At 68.8% G+C, this 25,352-nt stretch carries 25 protein-coding genes and 1 tRNA gene; 8 read left to right on the top strand and 18 right to left on the bottom strand.

Annotation, left to right across the window (positions count from 1 at the left end):
• Window positions 1–230: 230 nt before the first annotated feature.
• The 3 genes from ETX26_RS14330 to ETX26_RS10980 form a co-directional block, all read right to left on the bottom strand.
• The gene (locus ETX26_RS14330; RefSeq protein WP_165271756.1) at window positions 231–833 is read right to left on the bottom strand and encodes a hypothetical protein; all 603 of its coding nucleotides are present in this window, start codon (window positions 831–833) and stop codon (window positions 231–233) included.
• A 104-nt stretch (window positions 834–937) separates the two neighbouring features.
• Window positions 938–3,610, bottom strand: coding sequence for an aconitate hydratase AcnA (gene acnA / locus ETX26_RS10985; protein ID WP_129524720.1), 2,673 nt, complete (start codon window positions 3,608–3,610; stop codon window positions 938–940).
• 162 nt (window positions 3,611–3,772) lie between these two features.
• Entirely contained in the window at window positions 3,773–4,654 is an 882-nt protein-coding gene (locus tag ETX26_RS10980; protein ID WP_129524719.1) for a DMT family transporter, read from the bottom strand.
• 160 nt (window positions 4,655–4,814) lie between these two features.
• Here ETX26_RS10980 and ETX26_RS10975 point away from each other — a divergent pair, with 160 nt between their 5' ends.
• Window positions 4,815–6,272 (top strand): L,D-transpeptidase family protein, encoded by a 1,458-nt coding sequence (locus ETX26_RS10975; RefSeq protein WP_129524718.1) that lies wholly within the window; start codon window positions 4,815–4,817, stop codon window positions 6,270–6,272.
• Window positions 6,273–6,414: 142 nt separating this feature from the next.
• Here ETX26_RS10975 and ETX26_RS10970 read toward each other — a convergent pair whose 3' ends face one another.
• The 3 genes from ETX26_RS10970 to ETX26_RS10960 form a co-directional block, all read right to left on the bottom strand.
• Entirely contained in the window at window positions 6,415–6,969 is a 555-nt protein-coding gene (locus tag ETX26_RS10970; RefSeq protein ID WP_129524717.1) for a hypothetical protein, read from the bottom strand.
• Between the two features lie 63 nt (window positions 6,970–7,032).
• Window positions 7,033–7,476, bottom strand: a complete 444-nt coding sequence (locus ETX26_RS10965; RefSeq protein WP_129524716.1) for a methyltransferase family protein — start codon at window positions 7,474–7,476, stop codon at window positions 7,033–7,035.
• 183 nt (window positions 7,477–7,659) lie between these two features.
• Window positions 7,660–8,376, bottom strand: a complete 717-nt coding sequence (locus tag ETX26_RS10960) for a murein L,D-transpeptidase catalytic domain-containing protein (protein WP_129524715.1) — start codon at window positions 8,374–8,376, stop codon at window positions 7,660–7,662.
• A 78-nt stretch (window positions 8,377–8,454) separates the two neighbouring features.
• Between ETX26_RS10960 and ETX26_RS10955 the strand changes: the two genes are divergently transcribed.
• Both ETX26_RS10955 and ETX26_RS10950 read left to right on the top strand, forming a co-directional pair.
• Entirely contained in the window at window positions 8,455–8,946 is a 492-nt protein-coding gene (locus tag ETX26_RS10955; protein WP_129524714.1) for a hypothetical protein, read from the top strand.
• Between the two features lie 141 nt (window positions 8,947–9,087).
• Entirely contained in the window at window positions 9,088–9,417 is a 330-nt protein-coding gene (locus ETX26_RS10950) for a GIY-YIG nuclease family protein (protein ID WP_129525350.1), read from the top strand.
• Window positions 9,418–9,464: 47 nt separating this feature from the next.
• Here ETX26_RS10950 and ispG read toward each other — a convergent pair whose 3' ends face one another.
• Window positions 9,465–10,610 carry a flavodoxin-dependent (E)-4-hydroxy-3-methylbut-2-enyl-diphosphate synthase gene (ispG, locus tag ETX26_RS10945; RefSeq protein ID WP_129524713.1) on the bottom strand — a complete coding sequence of 382 codons (1,146 nt, stop codon included), beginning with the start codon at window positions 10,608–10,610 and terminating at the stop codon, window positions 9,465–9,467.
• 35 nt (window positions 10,611–10,645) lie between these two features.
• Here ispG and ETX26_RS10940 point away from each other — a divergent pair, with 35 nt between their 5' ends.
• The 3 genes from ETX26_RS10940 to ETX26_RS10930 all read left to right on the top strand — a co-directional run bounded on the left by ETX26_RS10940 (window position 10,646) and on the right by ETX26_RS10930 (window position 13,622).
• Entirely contained in the window at window positions 10,646–11,695 is a 1,050-nt protein-coding gene (locus ETX26_RS10940; RefSeq protein WP_225425745.1) for a zinc transporter ZntB, read from the top strand.
• A 136-nt stretch (window positions 11,696–11,831) separates the two neighbouring features.
• Window positions 11,832–12,569 (top strand): hypothetical protein, encoded by a 738-nt coding sequence (locus ETX26_RS10935; RefSeq protein ID WP_129524712.1) that lies wholly within the window; start codon window positions 11,832–11,834, stop codon window positions 12,567–12,569.
• Between the two features lie 51 nt (window positions 12,570–12,620).
• Complete coding sequence (locus ETX26_RS10930) at window positions 12,621–13,622, top strand: isoaspartyl peptidase/L-asparaginase family protein (RefSeq protein ID WP_129524711.1); 1,002 nt, start codon at window positions 12,621–12,623, stop codon at window positions 13,620–13,622.
• Window positions 13,623–13,719: 97 nt separating this feature from the next.
• On the opposite strand, the gene bla is transcribed toward ETX26_RS10930, so the two are convergent.
• The 9 genes from bla to ETX26_RS10885 all read right to left on the bottom strand — a co-directional run bounded on the left by bla (window position 13,720) and on the right by ETX26_RS10885 (window position 22,326).
• A complete protein-coding gene (gene bla / locus ETX26_RS10925) occupies window positions 13,720–14,619 on the bottom strand; it encodes a class A beta-lactamase (protein ID WP_129524710.1) in 900 nt (299 codons plus the stop codon).
• A complete protein-coding gene (locus ETX26_RS10920) occupies window positions 14,616–15,077 on the bottom strand; it encodes a GNAT family N-acetyltransferase (RefSeq protein WP_129524709.1) in 462 nt (153 codons plus the stop codon). The genes bla and ETX26_RS10920 overlap by 4 nt, the downstream gene beginning before the upstream one ends.
• Before the next feature lie 41 nt (window positions 15,078–15,118).
• A complete protein-coding gene (locus ETX26_RS10915; RefSeq protein ID WP_129524708.1) occupies window positions 15,119–16,036 on the bottom strand; it encodes an RDD family protein in 918 nt (305 codons plus the stop codon).
• Entirely contained in the window at window positions 16,033–17,094 is a 1,062-nt protein-coding gene (locus ETX26_RS10910; RefSeq protein WP_225425744.1) for a stage II sporulation protein M, read from the bottom strand. The genes ETX26_RS10915 and ETX26_RS10910 overlap by 4 nt, the downstream gene beginning before the upstream one ends.
• Window positions 17,091–18,422: a DUF58 domain-containing protein gene (locus tag ETX26_RS10905; RefSeq protein WP_129524706.1), complete on the bottom strand. Its 1,332-nt coding sequence runs from the start codon at window positions 18,420–18,422 to the stop codon at window positions 17,091–17,093. The genes ETX26_RS10910 and ETX26_RS10905 overlap by 4 nt, the downstream gene beginning before the upstream one ends.
• A 22-nt stretch (window positions 18,423–18,444) precedes the next feature.
• The gene (locus ETX26_RS10900) at window positions 18,445–19,401 is read right to left on the bottom strand and encodes an AAA family ATPase (protein WP_129525348.1); all 957 of its coding nucleotides are present in this window, start codon (window positions 19,399–19,401) and stop codon (window positions 18,445–18,447) included.
• A 2-nt stretch (window positions 19,402–19,403) separates the two neighbouring features.
• Window positions 19,404–20,696, bottom strand: coding sequence for a DUF4350 domain-containing protein (locus tag ETX26_RS10895; RefSeq protein WP_129524705.1), 1,293 nt, complete (start codon window positions 20,694–20,696; stop codon window positions 19,404–19,406).
• The gene (locus ETX26_RS10890; RefSeq protein WP_225425743.1) at window positions 20,693–21,352 is read right to left on the bottom strand and encodes a hypothetical protein; all 660 of its coding nucleotides are present in this window, start codon (window positions 21,350–21,352) and stop codon (window positions 20,693–20,695) included. Before ETX26_RS10890 ends, ETX26_RS10895 begins: the two co-directional genes overlap by 4 nt.
• Window positions 21,353–21,417: 65 nt before the next feature.
• Window positions 21,418–22,326 (bottom strand): prephenate dehydratase, encoded by a 909-nt coding sequence (locus tag ETX26_RS10885; RefSeq protein ID WP_129524704.1) that lies wholly within the window; start codon window positions 22,324–22,326, stop codon window positions 21,418–21,420.
• Window positions 22,327–22,449: 123 nt separating this feature from the next.
• Between ETX26_RS10885 and ETX26_RS10880 the strand changes: the two genes are divergently transcribed.
• Window positions 22,450–23,082, top strand: coding sequence for a c-type cytochrome (locus ETX26_RS10880; protein WP_129524703.1), 633 nt, complete (start codon window positions 22,450–22,452; stop codon window positions 23,080–23,082).
• Between the two features lie 67 nt (window positions 23,083–23,149).
• On the opposite strand, the gene ETX26_RS10875 is transcribed toward ETX26_RS10880, so the two are convergent.
• Together ETX26_RS10875 and ETX26_RS10870 are read right to left on the bottom strand one after the other, a co-directional pair.
• Window positions 23,150–23,815: an RlmE family RNA methyltransferase gene (locus ETX26_RS10875; protein ID WP_129524702.1), complete on the bottom strand. Its 666-nt coding sequence runs from the start codon at window positions 23,813–23,815 to the stop codon at window positions 23,150–23,152.
• Window positions 23,815–24,999 carry a Ppx/GppA phosphatase family protein gene (locus ETX26_RS10870; protein WP_129524701.1) on the bottom strand — a complete coding sequence of 395 codons (1,185 nt, stop codon included), beginning with the start codon at window positions 24,997–24,999 and terminating at the stop codon, window positions 23,815–23,817. The genes ETX26_RS10875 and ETX26_RS10870 overlap by 1 nt, the downstream gene beginning before the upstream one ends.
• Before the next feature lie 158 nt (window positions 25,000–25,157).
• Here ETX26_RS10870 and ETX26_RS10865 point away from each other — a divergent pair.
• Window positions 25,158–25,231 (top strand) — tRNA-Gln (locus ETX26_RS10865).
• Window positions 25,232–25,352 lie beyond the last annotated feature (121 nt).

Raw genomic sequence — 25,352 nt, 5'->3', positions numbered from 1 at the left:
CACGTGGCCGAGAAGCAGATCACCGACACGCCCCTGTACAAGTCGGACAAAACGCAACCGGTGCGCTACGTCAAGGACGCGCCCAAGGTCGTGAAGCGCGAAGTACCGGAAGAGCGGCGCAAGCGTCGCGTCGTCGAGCGCCGGGTCGAATGCGTGCCCGCAGGTCCCGCCGGCCCCGCGCCAGGGCCTGTAGCACCGGCGCCCGAATACGCCGAGGAGTGCCCGCCGCTCTACCAGGTGGCGATGGCGCCCGTGCCCCTGCCGCCGGCCCCGCCGGTCTCCGGCGGTAGCAGCGGCGGCGTGACGGTGATCGGCGGGAGCGGCGGCTTCGGCGGTTTCGGCGGCGGATTCTTCGGCGGGTTCTTCGGCGGCGGTAGCAGCAGCGGCGGCAATGTCGTGGTCACCTCCACCACCTCGGGCGGCTCGACCTCGACCTCGACCGGCGGGAGCTCGACTTCCACCGGCGGCAGCTCGACGTCGACCTCCTCAGGAGGCAGTTCGACTTCGACGTCAACCGGAGGCAGTTCGACCTCCACGTCCACCGGCGGCAGTTCCACCTCCACCTCGGGCAACGTCTCGACCAGCACCTCCACCTCCGGCAACGTGTCGACCAGCACCTCGACCTCGGGCAACATTACCAGCAGCACGAGCACCAGCAGTTCGACCAGCACCAGCTCGAGCACGAGCAGTTCGACGAGTTCGAGCACCTCGTCCTCGACCAGCACGTCGTCCAGCACCGGCGGCACCACCAGCGGCACCCAGGTGCCGGCCCCGCCGATGACGATTCTGTTCGGCCTCGCCGCTGCGGCGGTGCTCGGCCGGCGCAAGTTCAAGGCGGCGAAGGCGGCTTAGACCCGCTCTTCGCCACTCCCACGAGAAAGGGCGGCCCCCGCGAGGGAGCCGCCCTTTCTTTTGCCGGCGGCAGTGGCGGTGCGGCCTACGCCGCCAGCTTGCGCAGCACGTAGTGGAGGATGCCGCCGTTGCGGTAGTATTCCATCTCGTTGGCGGTATCGATCCGGCACTTGGCAGTGAAGGTGAAGCTCTCGCCATTGGCGCGGGTGACTTCGACGTCCACATTCTGCCCGGGCTGAAGATCGGCCAGCCTCTTGATCGAGAAGCTGTCGTCGCCGGTCAGCCCCAGCGTCTCGCGGGTGTCCCCTTCGGCGAACTGCAGCGGCAGCACGCCCATGCCAACGAGGTTCGAGCGGTGGATGCGCTCGAAGCTCTCGACGATCACTGCGCGCACGCCGAGCAGGATCGTGCCCTTGGCGGCCCAGTCGCGGCTGGAGCCGGTGCCGTATTCCTTGCCCGCGACGACCACCAGCGGTGTGCCGTCGGCCTTGTGCTTCATCGCCGCGTCGTAGATCGGCATCTGCTCGCCCTCGTAGGACGTGAAGCCGCCTTCGACCCCGGGCACCATCTCGTTGCGGATGCGGATGTTGGCGAAAGTGCCGCGCATCATCACTTCGTGGTTGCCGCGGCGCGAGCCGTAGGAGTTGAAGTCCGTCTTCGCGACCTGGTTCTCGATCAGGTACTTGCCCGCGGGGCTGTCTTCCTTGATCGAGCCGGCCGGGCTGATGTGGTCGGTGGTGACGCTGTCGCCGAGGATCGCGAGCGGCTTGGCATCCACGATATCGGTGACCGGCGCCGGCGTCATGCTCATGCCCTCGAAATAGGGCGGGTTGGCGACGTAAGTGCTGCCCGGTCGCCATTGGTAGGTGTCGGAACCCGTCACGTCGATTGCCTGCCAGTGCTCGTCGCCCTTGTAGACGTCGGCATAGCGCGTCTCGAACATTGCGCGGTCGATCGCGCCCGAGCGAATCTCGGCGATCTCGTCGTTCGAGGGCCAGATGTCCTTCAGGAACACGTCGTTGCCGGCCTGGTCCTGCCCGATCGGAGTCTCGACCATGTCCTCGGTGACCGTACCCTTGAGCGCGTAGGCGACCACCAGCGGCGGGCTGGCGAGGAAGTTCGCGCGCACGTCGGGGCTGACGCGGCCCTCAAAGTTGCGGTTGCCCGAAAGCACGCTGGCGGCGACGATGTCGTTGCCGTTGATCGCCTTGCTGATCGGCGGCGCGAGCGGGCCGGAGTTGCCGATGCAGGTCGTGCAGCCGTAGCCGACGAGATCGAACCCGATCGCGTCGAGCTCGGACTGCAGGCCCGCCTTGATCAGGTAGTCGGTGACCACCTGGGATCCCGGCGCGAGACTGGTCTTGACCCACGGCTTGGGCTTGAGGCCGCGCTCGTTCGCCTTTTTGGCGACGAGGCCCGCTGCGATCAGAACGTCGGGGTTGGAAGTGTTGGTGCAGCTCGTGATCGCGGCGATCACCACGTCGCCGTCGCCGATGTCGTGATCCTCGCCTTCGACCTCCACGCGCTCGGGCTCGCTCTTGCCGTAGAGCTTTGCGAGCTCGGAATTGAACAGGTCGTCGACTTCGGGGAGGATCACCTTGTCCTGCGGCCGCTTCGGGCCGGCGAGGCTGGGGACGACCGCGCCGATGTCGAGCTCCAGCGTACGCGTGAAGACCGGCTCGTTGTCCGGCTCGAACCACATGCCCTGCTCGCGGCTGTAGGCTTCGACCAGCGCGATCGTCTCCTCGCTGCGACCGGTCAGGCGCATGTAGTCGAGCGTCTTGCCGTCGATGCCGAAGAAGCCGCAGGTCGCGCCGTACTCGGGCGCCATGTTGGCGATCGTCGCGCGGTCGGCGAGGCTCAGGGTCGAGACGCCCGGGCCGTAGAACTCGACGAAGCGACCGACCACGCCCGCGGCGCGCAACATCTGGGTGCAGGTGAGCACGAGGTCGGTCGCGGTCACGCCTTCGGCCAGCTTGCCGTCGAGGCGGAAGCCGACCACTTCGGGGATCAGCATCGAGACCGGCTGGCCGAGCATCGCGGCCTCGGCCTCGATCCCGCCGACGCCCCAGCCGAGCACGCCGAGGCCGTTGACCATCGTCGTGTGGCTGTCGGTGCCGACGCAGGTGTCGGGGTAAGCGACTGCCTGGCCGCTCTCGTCCTCGCTCGACCACACGCCGCGCGCGATGTGCTCGAGGTTCACTTGGTGGCAGATGCCGGTGCCCGGGGGCACGGCGGAGAAGTTGCGGAAGCTCTTGGAGCCCCACTTGAGGAAGTCGTAGCGTTCGGCGTTGCGCGCGTATTCGAGCTCGACGTTCTTCTCGAACGCCTTGGGATGGCCAAACTCGTCGACCATGACCGAGTGGTCGATCACTAGGTTGACCGGCACCTGCGGGTTGATCTTGGCGGTGTCGCCGCCGAGCTTGGCGATCGCGTCGCGCATGGCCGCGAGGTCGACGACGCAGGGAACGCCGGTGAAATCCTGCAGCAGCACGCGGGCCGGGCGGTACTGGATTTCCTCGCCCGTCGCCGGGTTCTTCTGCCAGTCGGCGATCGCGCGGACGTGTTCCTCGCCGACGGTGAAGCCGCCGTCCTCGAACCGCAGCATGTTCTCCAGCAGCACTTTCAGCGAGAAGGGGAGGCGCGAGACGTCGCCGACATGCTCCGCCGCCTTGGCGAAGGAGTAGTAGGCGTAGTCCCTGCCGTTCACGGTGAGGGTGGAGCGGGTCTTGAGGCTGTCCTTGCCGACCTGGGTCATGCTGTGCGTCGTCCTTTCGTGAATGGCGCCCGCCGTCTGCGCTCCGGCGGAAGAGTCGCGATTTTGCCGCGGCACCTGCGCGTTCGCGCGCGAGGCGTCAAGGGCGCGCGCCACGAACCATGCGCTGCGGGCGGCGCGTTATCCTCGCCTATCCTATAGCGCTCACAGCGCGCTTTGTTCCGGTCGGCGGCGCGCTGCGATCCAGCAGCCGACCACGATCAACGCAGCGCCGCCGACAGTCCCCGGTCCCAGCTCTTCGCGGAAGAACAGCCAGCCGAACAACGCTGCCCAGAGGAAGGCGGAATATTCGATCGGCAGCAACACCTGTGCCTCCGCCCGGGCATAGGCCCACGCGAGCGCGATCGCCGCGCCGGTGGCGAGCAACGCGGCCGCGCCGATATCGCGCCATGCCGCGGCCTCCGGCGTGACGAACAGCAGCGGAGCGAGCGGGAGCAGGGTGAGCGCGACCACGCCGTTCTGGAACGTGGCGACCTCCAGCGGCCGTGCAACGAGCGCCTGCTCGCGCTGGATCACGAGGTTCCACGCGTAGAGCAGGGTGGAGAACGCCATTGCCGACAGGCCGTGCACGGCATCGCGGTCGAGCTCCTCGGTGCCGAGCTTGCCGCCGACGATCACCACCACGCCCGCGAGGCCGAGCACCGCGGCGACGACCGCCCGCCGCTCGATCGCTTCGCCGAGCAGGATCGCGGCGAGGTAGAGCGCGATCAGCGGCGCGACGAAGGACAGCGCGATCGCCTCCGCCAGCGGCAGGCGCACGAGCGCGAAGAAGAAGGTCAGCGCCATGAAAGCGACGACGATTCCGCGCTTCATGTGGATGCGCAGCACGGCGCGCGCCGGCCAGCGCCCGCCGAGCGCAAGCCACAGCGGCGCGACCACCGCGACGCCCACGGCGGTGCGCAGCAGCAGTGCGCTGTAGGCGCCGACCGCGAGAGAGGCTGACTTCATGAACGCATCCATCGCCGCGAACAGCGCGATTCCCGCCACGGTAACGACGATGGGCAACTGGCGGTGCTCGGAAAGCATCGATGCGGCATAGGGCCGGTGTTGCGGCGCGTCATCAGCCGATCTGCGATTCAGCCGCCAGTCAGCCGCGGTGCTTGATGCGTGCCCATCGTTCAGGCAGATTCGCCCGGCTCCGCCACGGCCCGGCAATCGCGCGCCTTCGGGGCATGAGACAGGAAATATGACCAGCAAACTCTCGCCGATTCTTCTCGCCGCGGCTTCGCTGACCGCGCTTGTTCCGGCCGCCGCGGCCGCGCAGCAGCGGGGGCCGGAGAACCTCCTGCCCGAAGCCCAGGCGGTCGGGGAATATCCGGTCCAGCCCGACACCGACGTCGTGGCGAGCGAGCCGGTGCGGCCGGCGCCGCCGGCCAGCGTTGCGGCGCCGGGCGACCCGGTTCGCACGATTGCCAAGGAAGTGGTCCAGCAGTTCGAGCCGGCGGTCCAGCCGTGGACCGTCGAGAATGCCGAGAAGCTGGCGACCGTCATCGCCGGGATCGGCGCCGAGGGGCTCGATCCGGCGGATTACGACGAGGCCGCCCTGCGCCAGGCGATCGTCGGCGGACCGGGCGAGCAGCTAGACCAGGTGGCGAGCCGCGCCTTCGCATGGCTGGTGGAGGACATGCGCGACGGGCGCACTCCGATGGAGGCGCGCAAGCAATGGTTCGTGGTCGATCCCGATCCCGACCGCTACCGCACCGGCGACGTGATGGCGGCGGCGCTCGCCAGCGGCGATATCGCCGGCGCGCTGCAGGATCTCGCGCCGCTCCACCCGGATTACGCCAAGCTCAAGGCCGAGCTGGCTGCGACCCCGCCGGACCAGCGTTCGAAGCGCAAACTGATTCGCGCCAACATGGACCGTTGGCGCTGGCTCGCGCGCGATCTCGGCAACCAATACCTGATGACCAACGTGCCCGAGTTCCAGCTCCGGCTGACGGTCAACGACAAGATCCTGCGCACCTACAAAACCATCGTCGGCAAGCCGGGCCGCACCGCGACACCCCAGCTCGCGGAGATCGTGGAAGGCGTGATTTTCAATCCCAACTGGACGGTGCCGCAGTCGATCGTGAAGGGCGAGGGGCTGGGCGCGCGGGTGCTTAACAATCCGGGCTGGGCACGGGCCAACGGCTACAAGGGTTGGCGCGACAAGGAGACCGGTTTCGTCACCGTGGTCCAGCAGCCGGGTCCGGGCAATTCGCTGGGCCTGATGAAGCTAGACATGCCCAACCCGCACGCGATCTTCCTCCACGACACGCCCTCGCGCCACCTGTTCAACAATGCCGACCGCGCGCTCAGCCACGGCTGCATCCGTACCGAGCGGGCGAGCGAACTGGCGATCACGCTCGCGATCCTGGCGAAGAACCCGAGGACCGACGAGGAGCGCAAGATCGCCGCGGAAGAGGCGGTCGAGATCCTCAAGTCGGGCGAGTACACCAAGGTGCCGTTCACCACGCGGATGCCGGTCTACATCACCTATTTCACGATGGGCACCGACATCGACGGCCAGATGCGCACGTTCAAGGACCTCTACGGCCGCGATGCCCCGGTCCTCGCCGCGCTCGACGAGCCCCGCAAAGCCAACCGCGCCCGCCGCACAAGCGAGGAAGCGGTCGAGATCATCGACGATATGAAGACGACCTGAGGTCCGGAAGAGCGTTCCCGCCATTCCCGACCTGGCCGGTCCCCATTGAGAGGGCGCCAGTGCTTACAGCCACGGCCCGTCCCGATGTAGCGGGGAGCCCGGCCTCGGCCGGTCCTGTACGGCACGAGCTGCCTATCATTCGTCAGCCCGCGCGTGAGGGAGATGGCTCTTCGATCGCCGGTTGTGCCGCAACGCCAGCCAACAAGAGCTGCACGACAGCTTTCGCGCGGGTGTTCGTTGCGCGGTGCCGGAAGCGGGAAATGTTGAACGGTACCCGAAACAGCATTGTCGCGTCCTCCACTATGGCGACGGTTGTCTCCAGATCACCAGGCGGCACTATGTCGCTGAGGATCGCCGTCAGATCGCGCGTCAACTTGGCGGCGTGGTTCGCAACGATGTCCATGTGATCTGCGGCGAGTTCCAGATAAGCGTCGAAGACCTCCGGGTCGGCATCGTAGCGGTCGCGCTTGAGTGACAGAAGCGTGAGCACCCACCGCTCGAGACGGTCTCCGGCTGAGAGGTCCAGCGCGGCGATCTTCGCCGATTCTGTCTCGATTTGCTTGAACCAACGCGCGGCCAGTTCTCTCACGAGATCGGCTTTCGTCGCAAAGAAGCGATGCGCGTAGGATTGCGAAATGCCGATCCGGGCCGCAAGCTCGGATAGGACGAGTCGCCGGCCACGCGTTTCCGTCAGCATTCGCTCGGCCTCAGTGAGTAGCCGCGCTCTGATCGCTCCGACGTCCGCGGGTGGACGCGCCATTCAGATCCACCTCCTGACTCGTCGGCTGTAGGCTTCGTAATCCTCCCCGAGAGTGGCGCGGAGCGCCGCTTCCTCATGGGGAATATACCAGAACGCCGCCGCCGCCAGGAAGATCGCCGGCGCGAGTACAGCACACCATACGTTGACGAAGAATGCCGCCGCGACGAGCAGCAGGAGGAAGCCAAGATACATCGGGTTCCGACTGAACCTAAAGGGCCCGTCAGTCACCAGATGGCGCGGAGTCTTGAATGTATGGATCTCGGCCTGTCTGCTGCGGAAATGCACGCGGGCCCAGATCAAGATGGCGGCTCCGAGGATGAGCGGAATGTCCCACGGCATCTGCCGGTCGTACCGCATGGCGAGATCTTCCGGATGATAGGCCCACAGAAGAGCCAGCGGGATCAGCAGCATGAGGAAGAGAACGGGGGGAATCAGGCGGTTCATCTGAGGCTCCGATGCTTAGTGATAAATGATGCTAATCATTTTTTATCACTATTGCAAACTGAATGAGCAGCGATGTTGAGCAGTTCTCCATCGCGTATCTCCCCCCGCGTTTTGGGGTGAGCTGGCTGAATATGTCGGGGTTCGCGCGGCGGCTCGGGCGCTCGCGTCCCGCACCGGGTCCGATCAGTAAACGCCCGGGTTGACGATGTCCTTGCCCCGCGGCGGCTCGGGCATCAGCGGCCTGATCTCGTCGGTCTGCTGAACCGGCCGGGAAACGGTCGAGCCGTCCGCCGCCAGGCCGAGGCGGTCGGCGAAGAGCACGCGGCCGCCCCCGAGCTGGAGCAGGGCCAGTTTGAAATCCGCATCCCCCATGGCGAAGCATCCGTTGGAGCGCCCGAGGCGGCCCCACCGGGCCAGGTGTTCGGGTTCGGCATAGCCGGCGCGGTGCATCACGATCGCGCGGTTGAGCGCGTTGGAGTTGTCCGCCTCCAGCCCTTCGAGCCGGATCGAAGTGCCGAACTGTCCGGTGTACCAGCCGTAGGTCATATAGGCGCCGCGGCTGGTGCAGAGCGATTCGGGCACGTTGGAAAACCAGTTGAGCCAGCCGTCGTGCTCCGGATCGGAGCCGCTGCCGTGGGTGACGAGGTAGGAATCGACCCGCCCCGCTTCGAGATTGACGAAGTGGAAGCGCGGTTCCGAGCTACGCAGCCCGAAGTCGGCGATGCCGACGATATCGGTGCGCCAGAGGATCGACCCGGCCTTCTGCTGTTCGCGCTTGGCGATCTCCACCAGGATCGCGTCGCGCGCGTTTCCGCTGCGCACTTGCGCCGGAAGGCGCGAGGGGAGAGCCATTGTTGCGCCCAGCGCCAGGGCGCCCTTGATGATGCCGCGTCTGTTCATGTTCGCGCCCTAGCATAGCGAGCGATAACGGGAGCGTGAACGGGGAACGGCCCCGCTCGTCCGCGCGTTCGGCCGCACATGAAGCACATTGCCCTGCCGGCGCTGCTCGCGCTCGCCGCCTGCACCGCCGCGCCGCCGCCCGAAGCGGCCCCGCCGCCGCCGGAGGAGGAGAGCACGCCGGAAGCTCCCGCCGCCACCCGCATTCTCAGCCAGGACGCCGCGCATCGGCTGCGCAACAACAGCGGCATGACGCTGCAATGGATCACCTGGGACCGGCGCGGCGACGTGGAGGTGACTGTCGACACGAACGGCGCCTGGCACCTCGCCGGCTCGCAAAGCGCCCAGGACGGCCCCGGCCGCGTGGCCGTGGAGGGCGTGGTGACCGAGATCGGCGCCGACTACTTCCTGCTCGATGGCCGCGTGGCGATCACCGACACGCCCGACCCGGGCCGCCGGTGCAGCGAGGACAAAGTCTGGCGCTTCGGCGTCACGCAGGGCCGGCAATACTGGCGGCTGCGTGAGTTCGAATGGTGCGACGGGCTGACCGACTACGTCGACATTTATTTCTGAGGGTTTGGAGGGGGCGTTTCTCCGGCGCCGTGTCGCTGGAAGGGCTCACCCATCCGGCGGAAATCAATCCGAACCCGACCTTCTTCGTCATGCTGAACTTGTTTCAGCACCCATTCCCCGGCACTTCTCCGCCGAATGCCCATGGAGCGCGACCCGTGCGTCTATATCCTCGCCAGCGGTCGGCATGGCACGCTCTACATCGGAGTCACCAGTGACCTGATGCAGCGGCTCTACCAGCACCGTGCCGGCATGACTGGCGGATTCACCGCCCGATACAAGGTCCACCGTCTCGTCCGCTATGAAATGTTCGGTGACATGGAAGGGGCGATCCTGCGCGAGAAGCAGCTCAAGCGCTGGCACCGGCAGTGGAAGATCAACCTGATCGAAAGCGAGAACCCACATTGGGCGGACCTGGCGGTCGGGTTGGGCTTTGATCCGCTGGCTGCCGGAGGGAGGCGAAATGGATCCTGAAACAAGTTCAGGATGACGTAGAAGAGAAAGGAGACGACGAAAGTCCCCTACTCCGCCGCCTCCGGCACGGTGTCGGCCTGCCCGGCGTCGCTCATGTCCGCCTCGATCTCGGCGGCCTTCCTTTCGACCAGTTCGACGATATGGTCGAGCATGTCGGCGTCGGACACGTGGTGGTCGGTCACGCCCGAGAGGTAGACCATGTGCTTGCCCTTGCCGCCGCCGGTGATCCCGATGTCGGTCTCACGCGCCTCGCCCGGGCCGTTGACGACGCAGCCGAGGACCGAGAGCGACAGCGGGGTCTTGATGTGCGAGAGCCGCTCCTCCAGCGCCTGGACGGTGCGGATCACGTCGAAGCCTTGCCGCGCGCACGAGGGGCACGAGACGACGCGCACGCCGCGGGTGCGCAGGCCGAGGGCTTTCAGGATCTCGAACCCGACGCGCACTTCGTCTTCGGGTTCGGCCGAAAGCGAGACGCGGATCGTGTCGCCGATCCCGGCCCAGAGCAGGTTGCCGATGCCGATGCTCGACTTGACCGTGCCGCCGATCAGCCCGCCGGCTTCGGTGATACCGAGGTGCAGCGGGCAATCGACCGCTTCGGCAAGGCCCATGTAGGCGGCGACCGCGAGGAACACGTCGCTCGCCTTCACCGCCACCTTGTATTCGTGGAAGTCGTGGTCCTGCAGCAGCTTGATGTGGTCGAGCGCGGACTCGACCAGCGCTTCGGGGCAGGGCTCGCCGTACTTCTCGAGCAGGTCCTTCTCGAGGCTGCCGGCGTTGACCCCGATGCGGATCGCGCAGCCGTTGGCCTTGGCCGCGCGGACCACTTCGGCGACGCGCTGGTCGCTGCCGATATTGCCGGGGTTGATGCGCAGGCAGGCCGCGCCCGCGTCCGCGGCCTCGAGCGCGCGCTTGTAGTGGAAGTGGATGTCAGCGACGATCGGGATGTTGGCCGCCTTGACGATCGCGGGCAGCGCCGCGGTCGCTTCCTCGGTCGGACACGAGACGCGGATGATGTCGGCCCCGGCGTCCTCGCAGCGGCGGATCTGGTCGATCGTCGCGGCCGCATCCTCGGTCGGGGTGTTGGTCATCGTCTGCACCGTGATCGGCGCATCGCCGCCGACCGGCACGTTGCCGACCATGATCTGGCGGGACTGGCGACGCGCGATCGTGCGCCACGGACGTATCTCGGACATGGCCCGCCATATAGGCGCGCGGGCATGAAGGAGCAATGACAGCGCCCGGCGTTTGCGGCATGGAAGGCGCGATGGAAGATCCGGCCGATCCCACCGACGAGAACGAGGACGAAACCGCGCTGCTGTTCGGCCGCGTGCTCGACGGCAGGGGCGGCGCGCGGGCGATCGACTGGGCCGAGGCGCAGGGCTGGCGGCCGGCCGCGGCGGGCCAAGTCATGTGGCTTCACGTGCGGCGCACCCATGCGGGCGTCTGCGACTGGCTTCAGGCGGAGCTCGGCATTCCGGAGCCGACCGCCCGACTGCTCGTCAGCGATGCGACCCGCCCGCGCGCCTTCCGCGAGGGCGAAACGCTGGTCGCCGTGCTGCGCGGGATCAATTTTAATCCGGGCGCTGCGCCGGAGGATATGGTCTCGATGCATCTCTGGAGTGACGGGACGCGGCTGGTGACCTTGCGCCGCGCCCCGCTGCAGACGCCGCAGGACACGCTGCTGGAATTCGAAGCGGGCACCGGCCCGGCTGACGCCGGTTCGCTCGTCACGTCGCTGACCGGTCACATGGTGCAGCGGATGAATGCTGCGATCGTCGACATGAACGACGAGATCGACCGGCTGGAAGATCTCGACATGGAGGAGGAGGGCAACGAGGAGGTGCTGTCGAAGGCCGTGGCGATCCGCCGGAACTGCCTCGCGCTTCAGCGCCACATGGGGCCGCAGCACGTCGCCCTGGAGGCGATCGCGCGCGAGGCGCCGGAGTGGTTCGAAGGGCACGACCGGCGCGAGATCGCCGAGACGATCGCGCTCCTGCGCCGCTTCCTCGACGATGTCGACATCAGCAAGGAAAGCGCGGTCGTGCTGATGGACGAATTGCGCGCCCGTTCCCTCGCCGGGGCGGAGCGCACCAACTACCTGCTGACGATCGTGGCGGCGATTTTCCTGCCTCTGACGTTCCTTACCGGGCTGCTCGGGATCAACGTCGGCGGAATGCCGGGGGCGGACGACGAGGCGGCGTTCTGGATCGTGGTCGCTCTCTGCGCGGGGATCATGGCGACGCAGCTCGCGCTGTTCCGGAAGTGGAAGTGGCTCTGACGCGGGCACCCATCGCTGTTCCGCGATGGGACGGAGCGCATGTAGCGTCGCATTAAGCATGGCGGTTAACCGCGCCCGGCGGTGGGGCGGCTATGACGGTGCGCTTCCGCCCGGGCGGATATTCTGGAGACGCGCCATGCCGTTCGCGCCGTTCGTTCGCGAGACTCTCGCGGTCCTGACCGAGATCGCCTTCTCGCGCAGCCTCCGCACGGCGGCGCTGTTCCTGCTCCCCTATGCCGGCGTGCTCGTCGGGCTCGATGTCGCGGCGCATTACGGCGAGCTGACCGATGCGCACCTGCCGGTGCAGTTCTTCCTCGCCTCGGACGGGGGCTTCGGCGAATGGCTCGAATATGCGCTGACCTTCGCGGTCGCGGCCATGCTGTTCGTCATGTGGCGGTGGGACGGAGCGAGCGTCTACCTCGCCAATGCGCTGCTGTTCGCCTGGCTGACGCTCGACAACAGCATCGAGATTCACGAGCGCTTCGGCCACGCCTTCGAAAGCTGGTTCGGTGGCTGGCCGCTGCCGGTCGAGCCGAACGATATCGGCGAAGCGAGCCTGTTCCTCGCGATCGGTCTCGTCTGGTTGATCGGACTATCCATCAGCCTGCACCACGCGCGGCTGCGCGCCGCCGTCGAATCGCTGATCCTCGCCGGATGCGTCGCCGCGGCAGCGTTCTTCGGCGTCGTCGTCGACCTGGTGGTCGTCTGGGGCCCGCACACCCAGGCGATGATCGAAGTGGAGACGTTCATCGAAGACGGCGGCGAGTTCGCGATGATCTGCATCACGTTCCTGATCGCGGTTGCGCTGTTCGACGTCGCGCGTCGCAGGCGCGGTGCGGGAGCGCACCTGCCGGAGATCGCCTCCGCCGCCTGAACGGGCAACTTCGCCCTTGCCCTTGGCCGGCGCGGCGCTAGCCTCGCGGCCATGATCAGGTTCTCCGCTCTTCTCGCGCTCCTCGCCCTGTTCCCCGCCGCTTCGTTGTCAGCACAGGAGGCGGCTGCGCCGCCGCAGGACTGGTCGCTCGCGATTCATGGCGGCGCCGGCACGCTCAAGCGTGAGAACATGAGCGCCGAGCAGGAGGCGGAATACCGCGCCGCCATGCAGGCCGCGCTCGATGCGGGGGCGAAAGTGCTGCGCGAAGGCGGTAGTGCAATGGATGCGGTCGAGGCGGTGATCGTGCTGCTGGAGGGCGACCCCAAGTTCAACGCGGGGCGCGGTGCGGTATTCACCTGGGACGGGAAGAACGAGCTCGACTCCTCGATCATGGACGGCAGCACGCGCGCCGCGGGCGCGGTCGCGGGGGTGACGATCGTGCGCCACCCGATCCGCCTCGCGCGCGCGGTGATGGAGGATGGCCGCCACGTGTTCCTTTCGGGAGCGGGCGCCGAGCAGTTCGCGGCGGAAAAGGGCCTCGAGATCGTGCCGCCCGAATGGTTTGCGACCGAGCATCGCCGCCAGCAGCTCGAGAAGATGAAGGCGGAGAACCTCGCCGCGCTCGACGTCGAGTTCAAGTTCGGCACGGTCGGCGCGGTGGCGCGTGACGCCGCAGGGCACCTCGCCGCCGGCACTTCGACCGGCGGCATGACCGGCAAGCGCTGGGGCCGGATCGGCGATTCGCCGGTGATCGGCGCGGGCACCTGGGCCGACGACCGCGCTTGCGCCGTCTCCGCCACCGGCTCGGGTGAATACTTCATCCGCGCCGGTGTCGCGCACGCGATCTGCGCGCGCATGCTGCTGGCCGGCGAAGGGGTGCAGCAGGCCGCCGACGCGGTGATCGCCGACGTCGGCGAACTGGGCGGCGACGGCGGGGTGATCGCCGTCTCGAAGGACGGCGAGGCCGTGTTCAGCTTCAACACCCCGGGCATGTATCGCGGCCGTGCGACCAGCGAGGGCGTGAACGAAGTGGCGATTTTCGCGGGGGAGTAGGTTCTCGTCACCCCAGCGAAAGCTCGGATCGGGTGCGGCGAAATCCGACCTGGCGGGTAGCGATCCCAGCTTTCGCTGGGATGACGCGGCGGTTAATTCAGGTCGCCCGCGCGTACCTGGCAATGACGCGCCCAACCTCCGCCAGCACGGCTTCGGACGCGGCATCGGCCGCCGTATGCTGGCGGGCGGCGCGGAAGTAAGCGGCGAACGTCAGCGGCGCGCGGGCTGGCGGCTCGACATAGCCGACGTCGACGTAGACGCTGCCCATGCCCGGTGCGAGCGACGTGCCGGTCTTGTCGCCCGCGGGCCATTCGGGCGGGAGCCCGGCGCGCACGCGCTTGGTGCCGGTGTGCGTGTCTGCCATCCAGAGCTTCAGCGTGGCGCGCGCCGCCTCGCCCAGCGCGTCGCCGTAGAGGAGCTTGCCCAAAGTGCGCGCCATGGCGGCGGGCGTGGTCGTGTCCTTGATCTCGCCCGGCGGCACCAGGTTGAGCTCGGGCTCGTAGCGGTCGAGCCGGCTCGTCTCGTCGCCGAGCGCGCGCCAGAACGCGGTCAGCCGCTCGGGCCCGCCGAGCCGCCGCAGGAGGAGATTTGCCGCCGTGTTGTCGCTCAGCTTCTGGGTGAACTCGGCCAGCTCGCGCAAGGTCGCGCCTTGCTCCAGCCGCTCCCTGGCGAAGGGCGCGTAGGCGAGCAGGTCGTCAGTGCTCCAGGTGACGTGCTCGCCGGCGTCGATCGCGCCGGTCTCGTCGAGGTGCAGCACGAGCGCGGCCAGCGAGAGCTTGAACGAGGACAAGTGCGGAAAGCGCGCATAGTCGGCATGGCCCCAGACGCGGCCCGTGCCGGTGTCGAGCACCGCGACGCCGAGCGTACCGTTGCCTTGCGCCTCGATGATGCGCAGCAGGGCGCCGAAACGCCCGGCGAGATCGTGCTCGATCGGCACGCAGGCGCCCGCCGCCAGCGCGAGTCCGGCCGCGAGCGCGGTTCTGCGGTCGATCGTCACAGCCACTTCTCCATGCACAGGCTGAACTCGTCGGAGACATAGTCGCCGAACGCCGGGCATTCGGCAAACCCGTGCTTTTCGTATAGCCGCAAGGCCGGCCGAAACGCTTCGGGCCGCCCGGTCTCCAGCCCGAGCCAGCGATAGCCGCGTGCTTGCGCCTCGGCCAGCAGGTGGAGCAGGACCGCCTCGCCCGCGCCCTTGCCGCGGTAGGCCGGGGCCGCGCGCATCGACTTGAGCTCGCCGCGGTCGGGCGCGAGTTCCTTCAGCGCGCCGACCGCCGCCAGCCGATCGCCCTCGCGTACGGCATAGAAGGTCACCTCGGGGTCGCGCAGCCGCTCGGCCGGCAGGGCGTGGACCTTGCAGGCGGGCGACCAGCGGTGCATCTCGTCGAGGTGGAGCTGGAGCAGCGCGAGCACCTCGGCATCCTCCAGCGGGTCCTGCGCGATCCGGTATTCCATTGCCGCCCTTGTGCGCCGCGCGGCACGGGCGGGCAAGGGGCCTAGCTGAACTTGTCCGCCTTGCGCTTGCCGAAGCGCATGTCGCTTTCGAGCCTGGCGCGGAGCTGCGCGTAGAACGCCTCGAGGAAGGCGCGCTCGTCGCCGCTGCCCGGGTTCCAGCCGATCTTGCGGCAGATCGCCTGGTGGACCGATTCGAGCGCCTCGGGCCTGCCGTCGCGCAGCACGCGTTCGAGCGTCTGCAGCTCGTACTCGCCGTAGATCGCCAGCTCGGCCTCGCCGAAACGGTACTCGGCGCCGGTCAGCGCGCTCGCGCCCTCGCGGGCCGCGCCTTCCGTCGAGAGCGCCCCGGCCAGCGCGGCGCGCGGGGCCTCGACCACCCAGGTGCCCGCGATCAGGTCGCCCGCGCGCAGGGCATCGCGGTTGAAGAACGGGAACAGCAGGAAGACGAGGAACCACGCGGCGGCGGCAATGCCGGCTGCGCCGGTCTCGCCGCTCGGTGCGCTCATCAGGAACACGAACGGCAGGAACAGCTCGATGTCGCGCAGGAGGTTGCGCGCGACCACCGCCTCCGGCGTCAGCCGCCCGCCCTCCCGCGAGGCGACGCGGATCCCCGCCGCCCGCTTGCCGAAGGTGGCGCCGCGCGGCCCCATTTCCATGATCATGAAATAGCCGTTCCAGAGGAGGAACCAGAACAGGGTCCAGAACACGGCGATGAACTCGATCGCGCCGCTCGTATCGCCGGCGACGCCGCCGGTGCGGAACAGCCCGCCGGCGATCCAGATCAGCGCCAGCGTGACCACCACGCTGGTGACGAATATCAGCGTCAGGTCGATCAGCAGCGCCCCCGCGCGCGCGCTGCGGCTGGCGACGGTGAAGGGGAGCGCGATGCCTTCGGGCGTGACGACGTCGCGGCGGCGCCTGGCGCGGTGCGCGAGATGCGGGGCGGCCTGGACGCTCATGCCGGGTCGCCCTTTCTCTCCCGCCCGAAGGCGAAGAAGTAGGCGAGCCAGAACAGCAGCATGACGCAGCCGATGATCAGCCGGCCCTCCATCCCGAGCAACTGGCGCGGAAAGGCCTCCAGCAGCGCGGCGGCGACGAGCATCAGGACCACGCCGACCATGACCTGCGCGCCGCGGCGCCCGCTCTCGGCCGCGGCGGCGAGGATGGAGCGGTTGCCGGGGAAGGCCATCGAGCGGCCGATGTGCATGCCCGCCGCGCCGGCGAGCAGGATCGCGAACAGCTCCGTCGTGCCGTGCACGCTCAGCCAGGCGGCGAATTCGAGCGTCAGCCCGGCGTCCGCGTAGAGCCACAGGATGGCGCCGAGCATGGCCATGTTGTGGATCAGCAGCATCAGCGAGGGAATGCCGAAGGCGAAGCCGAGCGCGAAGGCGAGGATCGCGACGCCGGCGTTGTTGCTGAACAGGAAAGCGGCGAAAGCGGACAGGCCTTGCGCGTCCTTCTCCACCTGGAGGCTTTCGAGCAGCACCTCGCGGCTGGCGCCGGGCACGCGCGTGTCGGCCAGTTGGGCGGGGACGAAGGCGTAATACCACTCACGGTCCTGCGCGACGAGTAGCCAGCCGGTGATCGTGCCCGCCACCGTGACCGCCAGTGCGATGCAGATGTCGAGCCAGATCGCGCGGATCGCGCGGCTCAGCCCGCCGCCGAGGAAGCCGCGCAGCCAGGCGACGAAGCCCTGGCGCGGCCCGTAGACCTGGAACCAGGCGCGCTGGACTAGCGAATCGAGGTATTCGAGCGTCGCGGCGTCGAGCGAGGTCTCGCGGGCGACCGCAAGGCTCGAGGCGGCAGTGCGGTAAAGCGCGGGCAGGGCCAGCACGTCCTCGTCCGACAGGCCGCGCAGCCGCCCTTTCTCCATCCGCGCGACGATGTCCTCCAGCCGCCGCCAGTCGTGCTCGCGCTCGAGCCGGAAGCGGTCGGAGCGCAGCGCGGCCGCTTCGATGTCGGGCGGCGGCGCGACTTCGGCCTTGCCGAACAGGGTCTTGAGGATGGGGGCTTTCAACCGATCGCCTCCGCGCGCTTGATCTCGAGATAGCGGTCGATCAGGCGGTAGCCGATCCGGTCCCATGGCGCCTCGATGATGTCGACCCCCCTCTGCCGCAGCCGCCGGAGCACCAGCGCGCGCTGGCGCAGCAGCGTGTCGGCGGTGACGGCAGTCGCGAGCGCATCGAGCGTCTCCGGTTCCGCGGCGGACATCGCGGCGAGATCCTCGTCCTCCATCGTCACGAACAGCACCAGGTGCCGGTCGACCAGCCGGCCGACGCTCTCGATCATCAGTTCGGCGCCCGTCGGATCGGTGAAGTCGGAGAACAGCACGATCAGCGAGCGGCGCTGGAGCCGGGCGGAGAGCGTTGCCAGCGCGAGCGTGAAGTTCGGCTCCTCCGCATGATAGTCGAGCCCGGCGGCGGCGCGCTGGAGGCGGTGGAAATTGCGCGAATCGCCGACGAACGGCGTCGAAAGCTCGGGCCGCCGGGCGAAACCGAACAGCGCCACGCGGTCGCCGCCCTTGAGCGCGAGGTAGGACGCCGTGAGTGCCGCGGTCACCGCACGGTCGATCCGCGGCAGTCCGCCGACCGGCTCGCACATCGCCTGTCCGCAGTCGAAGGCGAAGACGATCTGGTTGTTGCGCTCGCTCTCGTTCTCGCGCGCGTAGAGGCGGGTGTGGCGCGCGCTCGCCTTCCAGTCGATTCGGCGGCGGTCCATGCCGGGCTCGTACTCGCTCAGCGCCTCGAACTGGGTGCCTTCGCCGCGGATGCGGCGGGTGATGAGGCCGAACTGGGCGTCGCGCAGGAAGGCCTGCAGCTCGGGGCTGCGGACGGGGGCGAGGTCGGGCCAGATGCGGATCGCGCGGTCGAGCTCGTGGCGGACCTGGCGCGCGCCGAGGCCGAGCGGTCCGCTCCAGCGGAGCCAGACGCGTTCGATGGGAGCGGTGCCCCGGCGCGAGGGCGTGAGCGCGGCCGTTCCGTGCCAGGTGCCGGTAGCCCGGTCGTACGGAGCGAGGAGGCGCGCGCCGCCGCTCGGGTCGAGCCGCGGGTCCACGCCCAGCGCGACCTCGACCGGCGCGCGCGCGGCGCGGCCGGCGATCTCCGCCAGAACGGCGACGCTCAGCGGCTCGCCGACTTCGGCATCGGCGGGCGCGTGCAGCCGCCAGTCCGTGATCCGTCCGGCCAGCGCACCATCGAGCAGCACCAGCACGAGCAGCGCCACCCCCGCGGCCGGCGCGATGACCCACGCCCCAGGGGCCGCCGCGGCGATCACCAGCGCGAGCGGCGCCGCCAGCGCGGCGAGCCAGGCGGCGCGGGCCGTGGGCACGAGGGGGAAGGGCCTCACTCAATCCTCCCGATCCGGAGGATCACCGCGGGGCCTCGGTGCTCTCGACGAGATCGGCGACCAGCGCCTCGACCTCGCGGCCCTCGATCTCCGCGGCGGGGCTTAGGACCAGCCGGTGGCGGAGCACGGCGGTGGCGAGGGCCTTCACGTCGTCGGGAATCACGTAGTCGCGCCCCTCCAGCGCCGCGCGGGCGCGCGCGGCATTGGCCAGGAGGACGGCCGCGCGCGGGCTGGCGCCGCTCGACAGGTCGGTAGTCTCGCGCGTGGCGCGTACCAGCCGCACGACGTAGTCGACGATCTCCTTCGCCACGGTCACCCCGTTCAGCGCCGCGCTCGCCTCGCCCAGCCGCGCGGCGTCGGTGACGGCTGCGATGCCGAACTCGGCCGGGCGCGGCGGTCCCTGCCGCTCGCCGTAACGGGCGACGATCGCGGCTTCCTCTTCCTCGCTTGGATAGGGGACGAGCAGCTTGAACAGGAACCGGTCGAGCTGCGCCTCGGGCAGCGGATAGACGCCCTGGTTCTCGATCGGGTTCTGCGTCGCGACGACCATGAACCGGTCGGGCAGGGCGTGCGTTTCCCCGTCGAGCGTGACGCGGCGTTCCTGCATCGCCTCCAGCAGCGCCGCCTGGGTCTTGGGCGGCGTGCGGTTGATCTCGTCGGCCAGCAGCAGCTCGCAGAAGATCGGCCCGCGCGTCAGCGTGAACTGGCTGGTCTGGAAGTTGAACAGGTTGGAGCCGAGGATGTCGCCCGGCAGCAGGTCCGGCGTGAACTGGATGCGGCCGTAGTCGAGCCCGAGCGCGCAGGCGAAGCACTGGGCGAGGAAAGTCTTGGCCGTGCCCGGCGGGCCTTCGAGCAGCACGTGCCCCTCGCTCACCAGCGCGACGAGCAGGTGATCGACCGTCTCCTCCTGGCCGACGATCGCCTTGCCCACCTCCTGGCGGATCGCCTGCGCCATCGCGCGGACTTCGTCGAGCGTCATCGTCATCGGATCAGCTTCCTTTCGAGGGATTTGAGCGCGCGCGCGGCGCGCAGGATCTCGTTCGGGCGGGTCGCCTGCCGCAGCGCCTCGGCGCTCTCGGCGAAACCCGGCGCATCGGGCAGGCGTGTGGAGATCGCGCGGTCAAGCGTCTCGTCGTCGGACCTGCGCAGGCGTAGGGCAGTGGCGAGGCGCTGCCGCATCGTCTCGATATAGGGCACGGTCAGCAGGTGCAGGCGCCGCGTGCGCAGAACGAACGCCGCGCCGTTCGCCACCAGCCGCCGCTTGCCGAAGGCAATCGCGCGCTCTTCCGCAAGCGGCGGGCCGAACCGGCGGAAGGCCCGCCAGGCGACCACGATCATCGCCAGCGCAAGGCACAGCGTTGCAGCCAGGAAAGGCGGTGCGAAGGCGAGCGTGAGCAGGTTCTGGGTCCGCCCGAGGCCGTTCAACGTCAGGTCGAACACGATCGGCAGGTCTTCCCCCTCCGTCGCCAGGTCGACGATCTCGTGCGCCAGCGCGGCGCGCTCGCGGTCGGCCATGCCGTAGTTGTCGAACAGGTCCGGCTCGGCCGCGATCATGAAGTTCCAGCGGCTCGCGTCGCGGTCCTCCTCGTCGGCAGGCGGCAGGCCGGCTGCCTCGTCGAGCACCGGATAGTATCCGCCGTCGTCGTAGTATCCGACGAGGATGTTGCCGTTGCTCGCGGTCACGAGCGGGATCATGGTCGCATTGGCGATCGTCTGAACGCGTTCGCGGTCGGGCACGGCGCCGCTCCGGTCGCCCAATCGCCAGTCCGGCCCCTGCGCGGGATCGAGCTCGCCGAGCGCCAGCTCGGTCGCGTACTGATCTTCGAACGCCGCGATCCACGACGCCTTGGCCGCCCCGCCCAGAACGACCCAGCCGTCTTCCTTGTCTACCGGAACGGCCTCCGGAATCTCCATCGCGAACCACTTGGGCAGGATCAGCAGCGTCGGGCCGGTGTAGCGGCGGCGCGCGATCAGCTCGGCGATCTCCTTGCCGTCGGCGTAGAGTGGCGGGGTCAGGATCAGCAGCGCCTCGTCATCGAACGCGCCGGGGCTGCGCGAGAGCGAGACTTGGTGCCCTTCGGCCTCGAGGATCTCGGCGATGGCGGCGTAACCCGTCAGGCCCTTGGCCGCCGCATGACTGCCGCCGTCGTTGGGGCCGCGCGAAGTTTCCCCCGCGCCGATGAGATAGAGCGTCGCCGCGAACGCGATCGCGCCGAACAGCAGCAGGCCGAGCACGACCCTGGGGTTGAATGCAGGCGCGCCCTCGCCGGTCATGCCGTGCGGCCCGGAAGGCGCTGGAGCGCGAACTCCGCGTAAGCGGCGCGCGCGGCCTGCCAGTCCTCGGCGCCGAGGCTGCGCAAGGCGAAGAGGCTGCGCTCGACCCGCTCGGCGATCGCCGTGAAGGCTGTGCGTGCCGCCTCGGGCAGGGCCGTCAGCGCGGCGAGCTCGCGCGCCGTACTGGACGGCTCGACCCAGTCGGGCCGGGCGGCGGCGATCTGGCCGACGCTGCGCTGGAGCAGCAAGCGCGTCGCCTCGTCGTAGCGGCCCTCGGCAGCGAGTCGATCCGCGTCCTCGAGCAGCGCCAGCGCTTCTGCGCGGTCGGGCGCCCAGGCCTGCTCCTCGTCGGCTGGTCGTTTGCGCCGGGCCAGGGCGGGGGCCAGCAGCCGCCAGAGCAGGTAGCCGGCCAGCAGCACGCCGATGGCGAGCAGCACCCATTTGAACACCGGCCACGACATGCCGAGCGCGCGGCCGATCGGTGCGAAAAAATCGCCCAGCGCTTCCAAGAGGGCGGTCAGCCAGCCGGGCGGCTCCTGCCGTTCGGGCAAGTCGATCGGAGTGAACTGGATGGTGTCATCGGCGCGAACGGCGTCCCAGCTGGTCCCGGCCGGTTCCGTTCCGCCCTCTGCGATGTCCCCAGCGCCCCGTGCCACGGGGACGAGTGGTGGCAGGTCGCCGGGCGCTGCGCAAGCGCGATCGGCCCCATGTCGGCGCTGCGTCAGGGCCGCGGGCGCGCCTGGCGATAGCTGCCGAGCAGGCGCAGATCCTTGCAGTGGAACGCCAGTTCCTCGAACGCGCCGTCGACCCGCGGGTCGCCCGGTGCGCCGACGATATCGGCGTAGAACATCGTCGCCGCGAAGCTCGCGCCTTGCTGGTAGCTTTCGAGCTTGGTCATGTTGACGCCGTTGGTCGCGAAGCAGCCGAGCGCCTTGTAGAGCGCGGCGGGCACGTTCTTCACTTCGAATACGAAAGTCGTCATCGCGGTGTCGCCGTCGAGGCTCACCGGATCGAGCGGCTCGCGCGCGAGCACGACGAAGCGCGTGGTGTTGTCGGCGGCGTCTTCGACCTGGTCCTCCACCACCTGCAATCCGTAGAGCTCCGCAGCGAGCTTCGGCGCGATCGCGGCGAGCCCGGGATCGCCTTTTTCCGCGACGAAGGCGGCCGAGCCGGCGGTGTCGGCATGGCTCAGCGGAACGATCCCCCGCTCGCGCAGGAACATCCGCGACTGGCCGAGCGCCTGCGGGTGGCTGTAGGCCGCCTCGAACGGGCCGAAGCTACCATCGGCATTGGGAATCGCCATCAGCGCGTGGGTGATCGGCATGAAGTGCTCGCCCACGATCGACAGGCCGCTCTGGGGCAGCAGGAAGTGAATGTCGGCGACCCGACCGTGCTGGCTGTTCTCGATCGGGATGATCGCGCAGCCGGCGCGCCCGTCCCTCACCGCATCCAGCGCGTCCTCGAATCCGAAGCAGGGCAGCGGCAGGTAATCTGGCGCTGCCTCGCCCGCAGCGCGGTGCGAGTTGGCGCCGGGCGCGCCCTGGAAGGCAATCGCGCGCGCCGGGTCCACCGCGGCCGCGGCGCGCATCCGCTCGACCATCTCGAGCGCGGGGGCGGGGAAGCTGTGCATCGAGGCCGGGCCCTAAGCGCGCCCCGCGCGGCGGGCAAGAACTATGGCTTGCGCTCGCGAGGGGTGCCGACTAGAGCGGCGCGCGAAAATAGCCACTATCGCGTTTCCCGGAACTCTTTGCGCATGAACGACCGTTTCAATACCGCCGCCGGATGGCTTCTTTTCGCGGGTATCGTCGGCCTGGGCCTGTCGAGCGTAAGTTCGCGTTTCTTCGCGACGCATGCTCCGGAAGAAGGCGGCTATCCGATCGAGGGCGCGATCGAAGAAGGCGGCGGCGAGGAAGCGCTCGATATCGGCACGCTGCTCGCGAATGCCGACCCGGCGGTGGGCGAAGCGGCCGCTACGGCGCGCTGCGGCACCTGCCACACGTTCAACCAGGGCGGCGCTACCGGCCAGGGTCCGAATCTCTACGCGATCATGGGCACGACGATCGGTGCGCATGCTCCGGGCTTCGCCTACAGCGATGCGCTGGCAAGCCATGGCGGCAACTGGACCTACGAGAACATGTTCGCGTGGCTCGAAAGCCCGCGCTCGTTCGCGCCTGGCACCAAGATGAGCTTCGCCGGCCTCTCGAGCCCCGAAGACCGCGCGAACATCATCCGCTTCATGTACGAGAACGGCGGCGGCCCGGCGCTTCCCGAACCGGCTCCGATCGAGGAAGCGGAGGCGGCAGCCGGGGACGAGGCGGATACGCCCGAGGCCGAGGAGATCGTGCCCGGCGCCGACCAGACCAACCCGGTCGGCGAAGGCGCGTAAGGGGCATTCGTATCCCGGCAGAGACCGGGATCGCTCCAGCGTTTCGCTTGCCGTTACGGTCGTCCCGCTAGTCGCGGCCCTTGAAGCCCTGAGCCACGACATACCATTCCGATGAGCCCTTGCGGCTCGCCGGCGGCTTGGCGTGCTTGACGGTGCGGAAGTGTTTCTTGAGCAGCGTGAGCAGTTCGGCGTCGGTGCCGCCGGCGAGCACTTTGGCCAGAAATGCACCGCCTTCGGCCAGGTTCTCGACCGCGAACCAGGCCGCAGCCTCGACCAGGCCCATCGTGCGCAGATGGTCGGTCTGCTTGTGGCCCACGGTGTTCGCCGCCATGTCCGACATGACGAGATCGGGTGGGCCGTCGAGCGCGGCTTCGAGCGCGGCCGGCGCGGCGTCGGCCATGAAGTCCATCTGCAGGATCGTGACGCCTTCGATCGGTTCGACTTCGAGCAGGTCGATGCCGACGATCGCCGCCTTGGGCGCCTGCTTGCGCACGACCTGGCTCCACCCGCCTGGCGCGATGCCGAGGTCGACCACGCGGCGCACGCCCTTGAGCAGGCCGAACTTCTCGTCGAGTTCGATCAGCTTGTAGGCCGCGCGGCTGCGGAAGCCTTCGGCCTTGGCCTGCCTGACGTAGGGATCGTTGAGCTGACGCTCGAGCCAGCGTGTGGAGGAGGCGGTGCGTCCGCGCGCGTTGCGCACGCGCTTGTCGGGATTGCGGCCGGATCTCGCCATCAGGCGCCTCTCGCCGCCTGCGGACCGCCGCCGGGTATGTTCGCGACGCCCGCCGCCATCAGGCTGCGCAATATGCCCTCGCGAATCCCGCGATCCGCCACGCCGAGCCGCTCGGCCGGCCAGATGTCCAGGATGGCCTCGAGAATGGCGCAGCCAGCCACGACCAGCTCCGCGCGGTCGTGGCCGATGCACGGCAGCCGTCCGCGCTCCTCCGCGCTCATCGCGGCAAGCCGCGTGCTGATGGCTCGCATCGCTGTCGAGGGGACGATCAGCCCGTCCACCGCGCGCCTGTCGTATTGCGGCAGCTCGAGGTGAACGCTGGCCAGCGTCGTAACGGTGCCGCTGGTGCCGAGGAGCCGGATTTCCCGTTCGGTCCGCGCCGAACCGGCAATCCGCTCCGCAAATGGCGCGAAGCTGTCCGCGACGACGCGCCGCATTTCGGCATAGCGGGCGAGCCGCCCTTCGGCAGTGCTCTCGCTCTTCGTCACCATGTCGGTCAGCGACACGACCCCCCAGGGCACGCTCTGCCAATCGAGAATGCGCGGAACCGCGCCCTCCGGCTCGATCAGAACGAGTTCGGTCGAACCGCCGCCGATGTCGAAGATCACCGCCGGCCCCTCGCCCCGCTCGAGCAGGATGTGGCAGCCGAGCACCGCAAGGCGCGCTTCCTCTTGCGCCGAGATCACATCGAGCACGATCCCGGTCTCCCGCCGGACGCGCTCGATAAACTCGGCGCCATTCGCCGCCCGCCGGCAGGCCTCGGTCGCGACGGAGCGGGCGAGATAGACGTGACGCCGGCGCAACTTCTCCGCGCAGACGCGCAGCGCGCCGAGCGCGCGGTCCATCGCCGCGTCACTGAGCCGACCGGACATGGCGAGCCCTTCGCCGAGACGCACGACCCGGCTGAATGCATCGATCACGGTGAAGTTCTCACCCGAGGGTCGCGCGATCAGGAGGCGGCAGTTATTGGTGCCGAGGTCGAGCGCGGCGTAGGCTTGCGCCCGGTGAGGCGGTGTGCCGCGCTTCTCTCCCCGGGCATCCGAGCGGCGCACCGGGCGGGTTCCCGGCTTGGTCTTGTCAGTAGGCGCGGGGCGCTTGTAGCGAAAATCGGCTACCTTGCCGGACGTCTTGCCCCCTCGTGCGCCTTGTCTCCTGTCACTGTCCGGCGGAGAAAAATCCGCCATACGTCAATACTTTCAATTCCGCCCGCACATCCTTGCACGGGGACCTGGCAGCGATGCTAGCGCGCGGTGCGGGCGGGGGCAAGGGCGCAGGCCAGCGCGGGCTTGACCTCGGACGCGGGCAAAACTAGATGCGCCCCCTCGCGATCAGACTCGCGTGTTGCCCCGTCGTCTAATGGTAAGACTACGGACTCTGACTCCGTCAATCGAGGTTCGAATCCTCGCGGGGCATCCATCTTTTCTTCGGTGGCCAGTAATACCGGGCCGTCTTCCTGGGGCGGTGCCGAATTCGTTCTGCCCGTTCGTTGCCGGTCAGCTCCGTGGATCACCGCCCCTGCCGCGCCGATCGAGCTATC

This window comes from Pelagerythrobacter rhizovicinus, from assembly GCF_004135625.1.
Lineage (GTDB): Bacteria > Pseudomonadota > Alphaproteobacteria > Sphingomonadales > Sphingomonadaceae > Pelagerythrobacter > Pelagerythrobacter rhizovicinus.
Note: the sequence above shows the minus strand (reverse complement) of the source record. Positions and strands in the feature narration are given on the sequence as shown.